The sequence below is a fragment of the Pectobacterium sp. 1950-15 genome (assembly GCF_037136835.1).
Classification (GTDB): domain Bacteria; phylum Pseudomonadota; class Gammaproteobacteria; order Enterobacterales; family Enterobacteriaceae; genus Pectobacterium.
On record NZ_JBBBQR010000025.1, the window covers coordinates 35,854 to 49,248 of the forward strand.

The 13,395-nt window shown below is 45.9% G+C and carries 12 protein-coding genes; all 12 read left to right on the forward strand.

What is annotated here, in order from left to right; all coding sequences use genetic code 11:
- The first annotated feature begins 16 nt into the window (after positions 1 to 16).
- The 12 genes from gmd to WCT94_RS19755 all read left to right on the forward strand — a co-directional run bounded on the left by gmd (position 17) and on the right by WCT94_RS19755 (position 13,343).
- Positions 17 to 1,126 (forward strand): GDP-mannose 4,6-dehydratase, encoded by a 1,110-nt coding sequence (gene gmd / locus WCT94_RS19700; RefSeq protein WP_319847136.1) that lies wholly within the window; start codon positions 17 to 19, stop codon positions 1,124 to 1,126.
- A gap of 2 nt (positions 1,127 to 1,128) precedes the next feature.
- Positions 1,129 to 2,091, forward strand: coding sequence for a GDP-L-fucose synthase (gene fcl, locus WCT94_RS19705; RefSeq protein ID WP_014914735.1), 963 nt, complete (start codon positions 1,129 to 1,131; stop codon positions 2,089 to 2,091).
- 1 nt (position 2,092) lies between these two features.
- On the forward strand, positions 2,093 to 2,551 hold the full coding sequence (locus WCT94_RS19710; protein ID WP_336871368.1) for a GDP-mannose mannosyl hydrolase: 459 nt from the start codon (positions 2,093 to 2,095) through the stop codon (positions 2,549 to 2,551).
- Positions 2,552 to 2,560: 9 nt separating this feature from the next.
- Positions 2,561 to 3,964 (forward strand): mannose-1-phosphate guanylyltransferase/mannose-6-phosphate isomerase, encoded by a 1,404-nt coding sequence (locus WCT94_RS19715; RefSeq protein WP_039468198.1) that lies wholly within the window; start codon positions 2,561 to 2,563, stop codon positions 3,962 to 3,964.
- A gap of 1 nt (position 3,965) precedes the next feature.
- Entirely contained in the window at positions 3,966 to 4,712 is a 747-nt protein-coding gene (locus tag WCT94_RS19720; RefSeq protein WP_336871371.1) for a glycosyltransferase family 2 protein, read from the forward strand.
- Between the two features lie 6 nt (positions 4,713 to 4,718).
- Positions 4,719 to 6,092, forward strand: a complete 1,374-nt coding sequence (cpsG, locus tag WCT94_RS19725; RefSeq protein ID WP_336871374.1) for a phosphomannomutase CpsG — start codon at positions 4,719 to 4,721, stop codon at positions 6,090 to 6,092.
- 308 nt (positions 6,093 to 6,400) lie between these two features.
- Positions 6,401 to 7,297: a sugar phosphate nucleotidyltransferase gene (locus tag WCT94_RS19730; RefSeq protein WP_014914740.1), complete on the forward strand. Its 897-nt coding sequence runs from the start codon at positions 6,401 to 6,403 to the stop codon at positions 7,295 to 7,297.
- Between the two features lie 230 nt (positions 7,298 to 7,527).
- On the forward strand, positions 7,528 to 8,934 hold the full coding sequence (gene gndA, locus WCT94_RS19735; RefSeq protein WP_039312064.1) for an NADP-dependent phosphogluconate dehydrogenase: 1,407 nt from the start codon (positions 7,528 to 7,530) through the stop codon (positions 8,932 to 8,934).
- 465 nt (positions 8,935 to 9,399) lie between these two features.
- On the forward strand, positions 9,400 to 9,678 hold the full coding sequence (locus tag WCT94_RS19740; protein WP_336871377.1) for a hypothetical protein: 279 nt from the start codon (positions 9,400 to 9,402) through the stop codon (positions 9,676 to 9,678).
- A gap of 75 nt (positions 9,679 to 9,753) precedes the next feature.
- Positions 9,754 to 10,431: a YjbF family lipoprotein gene (locus WCT94_RS19745; protein WP_336871379.1), complete on the forward strand. Its 678-nt coding sequence runs from the start codon at positions 9,754 to 9,756 to the stop codon at positions 10,429 to 10,431.
- Positions 10,432 to 10,440: 9 nt separating this feature from the next.
- Complete coding sequence (locus WCT94_RS19750) at positions 10,441 to 11,223, forward strand: capsule biosynthesis GfcC family protein (protein WP_336871382.1); 783 nt, start codon at positions 10,441 to 10,443, stop codon at positions 11,221 to 11,223.
- Positions 11,220 to 13,343, forward strand: coding sequence for a YjbH domain-containing protein (locus WCT94_RS19755; protein ID WP_336871383.1), 2,124 nt, complete (start codon positions 11,220 to 11,222; stop codon positions 13,341 to 13,343). The genes WCT94_RS19750 and WCT94_RS19755 overlap by 4 nt, the downstream gene beginning before the upstream one ends.
- The last annotated feature ends 52 nt before the right edge of the window (positions 13,344 to 13,395 follow it).

The window sequence follows — 13,395 nt, forward strand, 5'->3', positions numbered from 1 at the left end:
TTTATTAGGAATATACATGAAAAAGGCAATTATTAGTGGTATTACTGGTCAAGATGGTTCTTATTTGGCAGAGTTTCTTCTAGAAAAAGGTTATGAAGTTCATGGTATTGTAAGAAGAGCATCTTCTTACAATACGACACGTATTGATCATATTAGTGAGGAATATGGTCAAAATCTTCATTTACATTATGGGGATTTGACGGATACCTCGAACCTGGTTCGTCTCGTTAAAGAGATTGAGCCCGATGAATTCTATAATCTCGGTGCCCAATCGCATGTTGCTGTGTCTTTTGAGTCACCTGAATATACCGCTGATGTTGATGCTATTGGCACACTGCGTATTCTTGAGGCGATTCGTATTAATGGATTAGAGAAAAAGACGCGTTTTTATCAGGCATCGACGTCTGAACTTTACGGCTTAGTGCAAGAGATTCCTCAGCGAGAAACTACGCCATTTTACCCTCGTTCACCTTACGCTGTAGCGAAGTTGTATGCATATTGGATCACAGTAAACTACCGTGAATCATATGGAATGTATGCCTGTAACGGTATTCTCTTTAACCATGAATCTCCTCGTCGTGGTGAAACATTTGTTACTCGTAAAATTACTCGAGCTATTGCCAATATCTCTCAGGGGCTAGAGTCTTGTTTGCATTTGGGAAATATGGACTCGCTGCGTGATTGGGGACATGCTAAAGATTACGTCCGTATGCAGTGGCTAATGTTGCAGCAAAATAATCCAGAAGATTTTGTCATTGCAACGGGTTACCAAATTACAGTACGTGAATTTGTTCGTATGTCAGCATTGGAAGCTGGGATTGAACTCGAGTTTAGCGGTAGCGGTGTTGATGAAATCGCGACAGTAAAATCTATCACGGGAGATAATGCGCCTGCGGTTAAAGTGGGTGATGTTATCGTCAAAGTGGATCCTCGTTACTTTAGACCTGCAGAAGTTGAGACTCTCTTGGGCGATCCGGCAAAAGCGAAAGAGAAATTGGGCTGGGTTCCAGAAATCACTGTAAATGAAATGTGTGCCGAAATGGTTGCTTCAGATCTGGATAACGCGAAACAGCATGTCTTACTCAAGCAACACGGATTTGACGTATCTATTTCTGTGGAGAGATAAGAATGAAAAAACGCGTTTATGTTGCTGGCCATCGGGGTATGGTCGGCTCTGCAATTGTGAGACAACTCCAGACCAGAAATGATATCGAGATAGTCGTCCGCACGCGCGATGAGTTGGATCTCTTATCACAGGACGCAGTTAAAAGTTTCTTTGCCAACGAGCATATTGATGAAGTTTATCTTGCGGCTGCGAAAGTGGGTGGTATTCATGCGAATAACACTTATCCTGCAGAATTTATTTATGAAAATTTAATGATTGAAAGCAATATCATAAATTATGCACACCAATCAGGTGTGCATAAATTGCTTTTTTTAGGTTCTTCATGCATTTATCCTAAACTTGTTGAACAGCCGATGAAAGAATCGGCTCTACTAACTGGTATTTTGGAGTCAACGAACGAGCCCTATGCTATTGCCAAGATTGCCGGAATAAAATTATGCGAGTCATATAACCGACAATATGGCAGAGATTATCGCAGCGTAATGCCAACTAATCTCTATGGCGAAAATGATAACTTCCATCCTGAAAATTCTCATGTCATTCCGGCATTAATGCGCCGTTTTCATGAAGCTAAAGTTTTAAATTCCCCTGAAGTTGTCGTATGGGGGAGTGGTAAACCGATGCGAGAATTTTTGTTTGTAGACGATATGGCAGCAGCCTCAATTCATGTAATGGAATTGGATAAGAACGTCTATGATTCTCATACTGATCCTATGCTGTCACATATCAACGTCGGTACAGGTGTTGACTGTACTATCGGTGAAATGGCTAATACGATGGCAAAGGTTGTTGGGTACCAAGGACAAGTAGTATTTGATGCCAGTAAACCTGATGGCACACCAAGAAAATTAATGGATGTCTCTAGGTTAAAAAAACTAGGGTGGCAATATAAAGTAGAATTAGAAGAAGGGTTGTTAAAAACATACCATTGGTTTTTGGCTAATCAAAATTCTTTTAGGAAATAATATGGCAGAGTTCCTGGAAAGAAATCTTTTTAAAAAAATTGTTGAAAAGACTCCTCTGATATCTATCGATTTTGTCATTGAGAATAAACGTGGTCATATTTTGTTAGGGAAACGACTTAACCTTCCTGCAAAAAATTACTGGTTTGTTCCCGGAGGAAGAATACGAAAAGATGAGACCATTTCCAGTGCCTTCACTCGGTTGGCATTAGATGAGTTAAATGTGAATGCAACATTTGACTCAGCAAATTTTATTGCACCTTATGAACACTTTTATACAGATAATTTTTCTGGCGATGATTTTTCTACCCATTATGTTGTTCTGGCCTACAAGTTAAATCTTGATATTGATTTGTCTCAACTTCCAAATAAACAACATGATAATTATAACTGGTTCGAAATTGACCAATTGTTGTCAAGTCCAGACGTTCATGAAAATACTAAGAATTATTTCTTGAAATAAGGGTGGTTTATGATTTTACCAGTTATTATGGCAGGCGGCTCGGGCTCTCGCTTATGGCCCCTGTCACGAACATTATATCCAAAGCAATTTCTATCTTTAATCAGTAACTTAACAATGTTGCAAGATACTGTAATGAGATTGCATGATATAGAACATAAGTCGCCTCTTTTTATTTGCAATGAGGCACACCGGTTTATTGTCGCTGAGCAACTGCGACAAAAAAGCATAAAACATAGCGGGATCATTTTAGAGCCTGTAGGACGTAATACAGCTCCTGCTATTGCTCTGGCTGCACTGCAGGCTATTCAAAATGGTGATGATCCGATCCTACTGGTCCTGGCTGCCGATCATGCTATACAAAATGAAGATGCATTTGTCGCGGCAGTTTCGTCAGCGATTACACATGCATCAAAAGGTAAGTTAGTGACTTTTGGTATCGTGCCTGATCGACCTGAGACCGGTTATGGCTATATTCGCAGAGGATCATCGATTGAGAGTGCTTTTACCGTAGCTTCCTTTGTCGAGAAACCAGATGCGGTTAGTGCTCAAAACTATCTGGATTCGGGTGAGTATTACTGGAATAGCGGTATGTTTATGTTTAAAGCATCCCGCTATTTGAAAGAGCTAGAGTGCCATAGTCCTGAAATATACAACGCATGCAGTAAGTCGATCGAAGGCATTAATAAGGACTTAGACTTTATTCGCTTAGATAGTAAGGCTTTCCACATTTGCCCAGATGACTCCATTGACTACGCCGTTATGGAAAAAACGAGCGATGCAGTGGTCGTCCCGATGGATGCCAGCTGGAGTGATGTGGGATCATGGTCCGCCTTATGGGACATTGCAGAAAAAGATAAAAATGGAAATGCGATTCGCGGGGATGTGTTAACTGAGAAAACAAATAATAGTTACATCTATTCTCAGAATAAACTTGTTGCAACGGTAGGTATTGATAACCTTATTGTTGTTGAGACGAAAGATGCCGTTTTAGTGGCGAATAAAGATAGCGTCCAAGATGTTAAGGCTATAGTAGAGAAATTGAAACGTTCTGAGCGCTGCGAATACTTACAGCATCGCGAGGTTTTCCGCCCATGGGGATCCCATGATCAAATCGCGGAAGGAGAGCGTTATCATGTCAAACGGGTTGTCGTAAAACCTGGGGAAAGAACGGCGACGCAACTTCATTATCACCGGGCAGAGCATTGGGTTGTTGTTTCAGGGACAGCTAAAGTCCATCGGGGTGATGAAGTACATCTAGTCTCAGAAAACGAGTCAATTTATATACCAATTGGTACATCACATGCGATTGAAAACCCCGGTAAAGTGATGCTGGAAATTATAGAGGTTCGCAGTGGCGCTTATTTAGGTGAGGATGACGTATTGCGTGTCGGCACTATTAGTGTAGGGTATTAAAATGAAAGTAAGTATTATTACTGCCACATACAATAGTGCTAAGACGATATCTGATACGTTAAAGTCATTAAATGCGCAGACTTATCCTGATATTGAATATATTATCATCGATGGCGGTTCTAAAGATAATACGTTATCTTTAATTAAAAGTAGCTGTAGTAGAGTATCAGTTATTATAAGTGAACCCGATAAGGGAATATATGATGCTCTCAATAAAGGAATATTGTCTGCTACTGGCGATATCGTTGGTTTCCTTCACTCAGATGATTTTTTTGCCTACCCAGATGCTGTAAAAGATATCGTTGATGCCATGCGTGAATCGAATGCCGATGCAGTCTATGGTGATTTGAATTATATCTCTTCGACAGACAACGATGTGGTTGTTCGTAAATGGGTAAGCGGCGGTTTTGATATAAATAAAATGAAGCTTGGGTGGATGCCTCCACACCCAACTTTTTATATGAAGCGTGCTTGCTACCAACGTTTTGGCTCTTTTGATTTGTCATATAGAATATCGGCCGACTATGACTCTTTACTTCGTTATCTTTGGATTCATAAAGTAACAGTGAAATATATACCCAAGGTTATTATAAACATGAGGATCGGTGGTATGAGTAATCGCTCTTTGTCTAATATGATAATGAAAACAAAAGAAGATGTTAAGGCGATGAAGAGCAATAAACTACCTTGGCTAAGCGCTGTTGCAGGAAAGAATTTATCTAAAATACCCCAGTTTTTTAAGAAGTGATAAATAATGGAAAAGTTAACTTGTTTTAAGGCTTATGATATTCGTGGTCGCCTAGAAAGCGAATTAAACGATGATATTGCTTACCGCATCGGTCGTGTCTATGGCGAATTGCTCAAACCTGAGCGTGTGGTCGTCGGCGGTGATGTTCGTTTAACGAGCGAAAGCCTGAAGTTGTCTCTGGCAGATGGGCTGATGGATGCTGGTGTTCAGGTGCTTGACATCGGTTTATCCGGTACTGAAGAAGTCTATTTTGCGACTTTCCACCTTGGAGTTGATGGTGGTATTGAGGTAACTGCAAGCCATAACCCCATTGATTATAATGGCATGAAATTGGTTCGTGGTGGTGCTAAGCCTATTAGCGGCGATACGGGGTTGCGAGATATACAATTACTGGCTGAAAAAAATAATTTCTCCCCCGTCCAGCAGGACGCTCGTGGCAGCTATACTAAAATTTCCGTACTTGAAAATTACATTGAACATTTGATGGGCTATATTAAGCCAGATAATTTCAAGCCATTGAAGTTGGTCATTAATAGCGGTAATGGTGCTGCAGGCCATATTATTGACGCCCTGGAAGAGCAGTTCAATAAATTAAATATGCCTGTAACTTTTATCAAGGTACACCACGAACCTGACGGTTCATTTCCGAATGGTATTCCCAACCCACTTTTGCCTGAATGTAGAAAAGATACTTCTGAAGCAGTGATTGCACATTCAGCAGATATGGGGATTGCGTTTGATGGTGATTTTGATCGCTGTTTTCTGTTTAACCATCTTGGCGAATTTATCGAAGGGTATTATATCGTTGGCCTATTAGCTGACGCCTTTCTGCAAAAGGAGCCTGGTGCAAAAATCATCCATGATCCTCGGTTAAGCTGGAACACCATTGATATTGTCAATTCCCATCAGGGAACACCGGTTATGTCAAAGACTGGCCATGCCTTTATTAAGGAGCGGATGCGACAAGAAGATGCGATCTATGGTGGCGAAATGAGCGCCCACCATTATTTTCGCTCTTTTGCGTACTGTGACTCTGGAATGATTCCGTGGTTGCTAGTTGCGGAATTACTCTGTGTAAAAAATAAGAGCTTACGGGATCTGGTAAGTGAAAGAATGCAGGCTTATCCGGCATCTGGCGAAATCAATTTCACGTTGAATGAGCCGGCTAAAGCGATAGAGCGTGTTAAAGCCGCTTACTTACCTGAGGCTTCGTCTATCGACGAAACTGATGGCATCAGCCTGGAGTTTGAATGCTGGCGATTTAACCTCCGCTCTTCTAACACAGAACCTGTTGTCCGCTTAAATGTAGAGTCTAAAGCTGACCATGCTCTGATGGTTGAAAAAACTGAGGATATTCTACGGTTACTACGGCAGAACTGATTTTTATAGAGTAACTGACTCCTCATCTTAAAAATAAATCCCAGCTTACTAAATCAGAATGTGAGTTCAGTATCATCTATATACCTTCATACCTTCATACCTTCTCTATGCCGAGCTTGCTGATTAAATCAGCGATCGATTCGAGGTGGGAGTAGAAAAAGTCAGATAGCTGAGATCGCTTTGTCACAGATTGGGTGTAATCTTAGTGTCATGCATGGCGTTGTGGGATTACGCTGCTAAGTTAAAAGTGTTCGATAAAACAAAATCGTTCTCCAGATAAAAACCATCAGATTGAAGAGAGTCAATCCATGACATCATTGAAAGCTATTATCCCTGTAGCAGGTTTAGGGATGAATTTGTTACCAGTGACCAAGGCCATTCCTAAGGAAATGTTGCCGTTGGTTGACCGCCCGGTGATTGAGAAAATCGTCAACGAGTGTGTGAGGGCGGGGATTAAAGAAATTGTTCTGGTGACGCATGCGTCTAAAAACGCAATTGAAAACCACTTCGACACCTCGTTTGAGCTTGAATCTCTGCTGGAAGAACGTGCCAAACGTCAACTGCTGGCTGAAGTACAGTCCATCTGCCCGAAAGGCGTGACGATCATGAACGTTCGTCAGGGAGAAACGCTGGGGTTAGGGCATGCGGTCTCCTGTGCTCGCCCAATCATTGGCGATAGTCCGTTTGTGGTGGTGCTGCCCGATGTGGTGTTGGATGAAAGCACGGCCGATCAGACAAAGGAAAACCTGGCGCTGCTGATTTCTCGCTTTGAAGAAACAGGGCGTAGCCAGGTGCTGGTGAAGCATCGTCCTTATGAGGTGTTGCCTGAGTACTCTGTCGTCGATTGTGACAAACCGCTGGTGAACCCGGGCGATGCGGCAGCAATTACGTCTATGATTGAAAAACCTGAGGCACCCTCTGAAACGGGGTCTGATCTTTCTGCGGTCGGGCGTTATGTATTAACTGCCGATGCTTGGCCACTGCTGGAAAAAGCAGTCCCCGGCGCATGGGGACGTATTCAGTTAACGGATGTCATTGCCGATATGATTGCGACTCAGCAGGTTGATGCTGTGCAGATGTCAGGCAAAAACTTTAACTGCGGCCGTAAACTGGGTTACGCACAGGCGTTTGTGTCCTATGGATTACGTAATCCTGAGTTTGGCGCTGAATTTAAAGAAAGTATTAAGGCGCTGCTGAAAAAGTAATATCGAGTGATAACACGCTGTAAAACCGCAGATCGCTGAATCGTTCTGCGGTTTTTTCTTTTCCGCACCCTATGCTCCTGTTGGGCAATCTTTCGCTATCAAACCAATCACTATCCACTCACGCAAAGCTGAGTTACCATGTTGGCCTGTTTTTAAATTGCCTGCGGGGTCGCAACGCGAATCGTTGTCGTCGTTGCAGGCAGGTTATCCTTCAGACAGGAGTTGCTTTAATGTCCAAACAGCAAATTGGCGTTGTCGGTATGGCGGTGATGGGGCGCAATCTGGCGCTGAACATTGAGAGCCGTGGCTATAGCGTTTCCATCTTTAACCGTTCTTCCGATAAAACCGATGAAGTTATCGCGGAAAACCCGGGTAAAAAACTGGTGCCTTCTTACACCGTTGAAGAGTTTGTCGAATCCCTGGAAAAACCCCGCCGTATTCTGCTGATGGTGAAGGCTGGTGAAGCAACCGATAAAACGATTGAGTCGCTGAAGCCTTACCTGGAAAAAGGCGATATTCTGATCGATGGCGGTAACACCTTCTATAAAGATACCATTCGCCGTAACCGCGAACTGTCCGCGGAAGGGTTTAACTTCATCGGTACGGGTGTCTCCGGTGGGGAAGAGGGCGCGCTGAAAGGGCCTTCCATCATGCCGGGCGGCCAGAAAGAAGCTTATGAACTGGTTGCCCCAATTCTGGAACAGATTGCCGCGCGAGCTGACGGCGAAGCCTGTGTGACCTACATTGGCGCTGATGGTGCTGGCCACTATGTCAAGATGGTGCATAACGGCATTGAATACGGCGATATGCAGCTGATTGCTGAAGCTTATGCGCTGCTTAAGCAGGCTCTGAATCTGAACAACGACGAGCTTGCTACAACGTTCTCTGAGTGGAACAAAGGCGAGTTAAGTAGTTACCTGATTGAAATCACTGCTGATATCTTCAAGAAAAAAGATGAAGAAGGCAACTATCTGGTTGACGTGATTCTGGATGAAGCCGCTAACAAAGGCACGGGTAAATGGACCAGCCAAAGCTCTCTGGATCTGGGGGAGCCGTTGTCTCTGATCACGGAATCCGTTTTTGCCCGCTACCTTTCTTCACTGAAAGATCAGCGTGTTGCTGCCTCTAAAGTGCTGACTGGCCCGACGGCTCAGCCATTCGGTGGTGATAAAGCTGAGTTTGTTGAGAAAGTGCGTCGTGCGCTGTATCTGGGTAAAATCGTTTCTTATGCTCAGGGCTTCTCACAGCTGAAAGCGGCATCAGACGAAAATAACTGGGATCTGAACTACGGCGAAATCGCCAAGATTTTCCGCGCTGGCTGCATCATTCGCGCACAGTTCCTGCAGAAAATCACCGATGCGTATGAGCAAAAAGCGGATATCGCTAACCTGCTGCTGGCGCCTTACTTCAAGAAAGTAGCGGACGAGTACCAGCAAGCGCTGCGCGACGTCGTCTCTTACGCGGTTCAGCAAGGTATCCCTACGCCAACCTTCTCTGCGGCGATTGCCTATTACGACAGCTACCGTTCTGCCGTGCTGCCAGCTAACCTGATTCAGGCTCAGCGCGACTATTTCGGCGCACATACCTACAAGCGTACGGATAAAGAAGGTGTATTCCATACCGAATGGCTGGAATAACTATTCCTTATACTTAGGTGACGTTCTTTGCTAATAAAACGCCAGATTAGGAAATATCTGGCGTTTTTTTATATTGCTGAATGAGTACATTGATATCGTTAAGATATCTATGACTTTTTTCCTGCAATACTGTAAATTTCATTAAAGGAATCTGCTTTTTTACCGAGATCATTGCTGTTTATTACATCGGGATCTTGCTATTTTTAACAGTGTTGCAAAAATCGAGTTGTAGTTTTGCTTTCTAATGTTGCTTATCGAGAGGCTGTTGCCTCTTAAAGAAGAGGCTTTGTGTCATAGAAAGCTTGATCGCCATTGAACTGTAACTCATCACTGGGAGGATCCCGGTAACGGTCAGTAAACGAGGTATAAGGTATTTTTTCCTTGTTCTGGCTGGAATGAAGGACGGGTATGGTCTTTTTGACGGTACCCCACCCTGAAGTACTTCATGTTAAAAAGGAAATCGTAATGAAGAAAACGTTAATCACGCTGGTTGCTGTCCTGGCCATGTCGTCAAACGCGTTTGCTGTTGATGGCGTCTCCAGCGCAACGGCTGCGGGTACCACGACCACCACGACGACCAGCGCAAGCGTTGGTGTTGCGGCTGGTGCTGCGGGTGCCGGTGCTGCTGCGGGTACCACTGCACTGATTGCTGTGGGTGTTGCTGCCGCTGTCGCTGTTGGTATAGCTGTTGCTGTTGCCAGCAATGACAACAACAATACGACGACAACGACGACAAGAACCTGATGTCTCGCTAATCCCAAGGCCACTTCGGTGGCCTTTCTTTTTCTGGGCTACGCTGTTCAACGGGAACTTCATTGTATGACAAGAATAAAGCGAATAGCAGAAATGAAAGTGCTGATTGCTATCCCCCTTTTCTCAATTTTATTAACCGGTTGCTCCCAAAATATGGATCAGGTGGGGAAAACGTTTAAACTGGCATTTTTCGGGCAGGATGATACTCATGTGACGGCCAAACAGGTTGCCAATACGCCCTATGCCTCGGCTTATCTGAAGGTGGGTAAGGCACCGCAAGCGTTTGTTGTGCTCGCTTTTGCCGAACAAAATCAGTTGAAATGGATTGGGGCCGATAAAAATATGGTATCGACCCAACATGGCCGCCTGGTGAAAACGCAGGGCTTCGGCGAAGACATTAGCTATGTGGATAACCTGCAACAGGATCCCCTGACGTTAGGTCTATTAAAGACATCGACACCAATGACGTGGCAGAGCCGGGTTGAGTGGTCTCAAGTCTTCCGTGGTGGTTACGAAACGACGTCTGTTTTTCAGGCTCGTGGCAAAGAAACAATAAAAATTCTGGATACCTCGCGTGAGCTGCTGCGTTTTGATGAAAGAGTGACTGTCCCCGCTTTGAATGAATCTTACACCAATAGCTACTGGCTCGATCCGACTAACGGAAGCGTGGTGCAAAGCCAGCAGTACATGGGGCCGAGTATGGCATTGGTAACATTCACCGTATTAAAACCCTACGCACAATAAGGGGCTGCAATGTTGGCACTCAATCGTATCGCTACCTTGTTGCTGCTGGTTTCCGGCGTCGCGACGTCTGCGCAACTGACGGTGAAATCACCTCAAGAGACGATCGCCGTCGTTAAACTTGACGACGGTACGCGTCTTGAAAAATTTTATGAGCAGGTTCCCTGGCCACAGAATATTAACTGGCAAACCGCATTTATTTCTGATTTTGCGACGACGCAGAAGGTACGTGCGCAAGGGGATGTCTTACTGCAAAAGCTGGCTGAATTGGAAACGCGCTGGCGCAATTCAGGCGATGGCGATCTGGCGATCTCCGCATGGTTGCTGAGAAAGACCATTAATCCGATTAATGTTGCTGGGCGTATCCGCACAGATTTGGATCCTGACCGCGTGCGCGTATATGCAGAAAATAATCGCCCTCTGGTGGGGGACTATGCACTGTATGTGGCACCTCATGATGACAAGATGTCCCTGATTGGCCTGGTCAATACCTCCGCTGACGTGGGTGAACTAGAGATGTCGGGGAAAGTGGCGCTGCGTGCCGGATGGTCGGTCGAAAATTATCTCTCTGGACGGCGACTCCTAGCGGGGGCGGATAACAGTTATGGTTATCTGATAGCGGGAAATGGTCAATGGCGCAAAGTGCCGCTGGCGCTGTGGAACCGTCAGCATATTGAACCCGCTGCGGGCGAAACGCTTTTTATCGGCTTTGATCCCGCAGTTTTACCACAGGACATGTCATCGCTTAACGAGCAGCTTGCTGACTACCTTGCTAACCGGACTCCACTCGAATGACCAAGAACAGAAACGTTAAATTAAGCTGTCTGTCGTTGGCGATTGGCGGCATCTTGAGTGCGCAGGCGATGGCGGCTGAAACAGAAAGCCTCCGTACTGCGACGAACCCGAATCTGCGCTTTCAACCTGTGGGGGTATCGCAGTCTGATTTCGGTGGCACGGGCCTGTTACAGATGCCGACCGCACGTATGGCGGAAACGGGCGAGTTCAGCCTTAATTACCGTGATAACGAAGAATACCGACGCTACTCCATCTCGCTCCAGCTTTTTGACTGGCTGGAAACAACGGTCCGTTATACTGACACGCGTACGCAACCATACAGCCCAAACCCTGCTTTTAGTGGCGATCAGACGCAAAAAGATAAAGGCTTTGATGTGAAAGCGAGGCTGTGGCAGGAAAGTTATTGGTTGCCGCAGGTTTCCGTGGGACTGCGTGATATTGCCGGTACAGGCCTGTTTGATAGCGAATATCTGGTAGCCAGTAAACGTTTAGGCTCGTTTGATTTCACCCTAGGGATGGGGTGGGGCAATATGGCTGAGAGCGGCAATATTAAAAACCCCGCTTGTTCGTTTAAGGCTAGTTTCTGCCAGCGTAGTGATTCTTTTAAAGCGGGTGGAGGGCAGTTTGAGTTTGAGAATTTCTTCCACGGCCCCGCTGCGTTGTTTGGGGGGATTGAATACCAGACGCCGTGGGATCCACTGCGTTTAAAATTTGAGTATGACGGCAATGACTATAGCCGTGAATTTGCCGGTATTATCAAGCATGACTCCCCCTTCAACATCGGTGCGGTCTACCGTGTTGGCAACAATCTGGATACTACGCTGTCGTGGCAGCGTGGCAACACCCTGATGTGGGGGTTTACCCTGCGTACCAACTTTAACAGCCTGAAGCCGAACTACTTAGATGATGCACCCCCTGTTTATGCGCCGGTGCAGGATGGCAAAGGAACAAACTGGCAGCTTGTTTCGAAAGAGCTGAATGATAAGGCTGGCTTTAAGGACGCCGATATTTACGCGGACCAAAAGCAGGTCACCATTGTTGCCGATCAGACCAAGTATCGTGATAGCGATCAAGCGACACTGCGCGCAGCGACGGTATTGGCGAATCATGTACCGGGTAGTATTGATGAATACCACCTTGTTCAGCGCAGCCAGCGCTTACCGATTGCCAGCACGGAAGTCGATGCCAAAGCTTTCCATCAGGTTCAACAGGCCGCCGTCCCACTGGGTCAACCGGAACCGGACACGTATCGCAAAGAGCCAGTATCTGATGTGCGTGGTCAGCAGGTGTTGCTCGCAGAGCCCGATCGTCTAACGTATTCATTAGATCCGACGTTGACGCAGTCTTTCGGTGGCCCTGAATCCTTTTACATGTACCAGATTGCACTGAAAGGTAACGTTGATTATCGTTTGAGCGATCACTGGAGTGTGGGCGGCACCGCGACGCTGAATTTGTTGGATAACTACGACAAGTTCAACTATAAAGCCCCACCAGTGGATGGGGCAGCGCTGCCACGTGTCAGAACCTGGGTGCGTGAATACGTCACTTCTTCGGATCTGCTGCTGACCAATCTGCAATTGACTCGTAGGGATAACCCTGCACAGGACTGGTATACCCAGGTCTATGGCGGCTATCTGGAAATGATGTACGCGGGTGTCGGGTCTGAGGTGCTGTATCGGCCGTTCGGTAAAAGCTGGGCGCTGGGGATGGATGTTAACTACGTCAAACAGCGCGACTGGAACGACATCATGAGAATGGCTGATTATGATGTGGTAACAGGCCATCTGACCGCCTACTGGGAACTGCCGTTTGTGAAAGGCGCGGTAGCGAAGGTGAGTGTGGGTCGTTATCTGGCAGGGGACAAAGGGGTCACTCTCGATCTGTCTCGCCGCTTTGATAGCGGGATTGTTGCGGGTGCCTTTGCAACCAAAACCAACGTTAGCGCCGCTGAATATGGTGAAGGCAGTTTCACCAAAGGCTTCTACGTTTCGATACCGTTTGATCTGCTGTTCACTGAACCGACGGTGAAACGTGGATCGGTTGGCTGGGTGCCGCTGACGCGTGACGGTGGTCAAATGCTACAGCGCCGTAATCCGTTGTATAGCGTGACCGATCATTAATCGATCCCGATCCGTTTAGGCTTAATCAAGCCCGTCATTGGTCAAGCGCCAC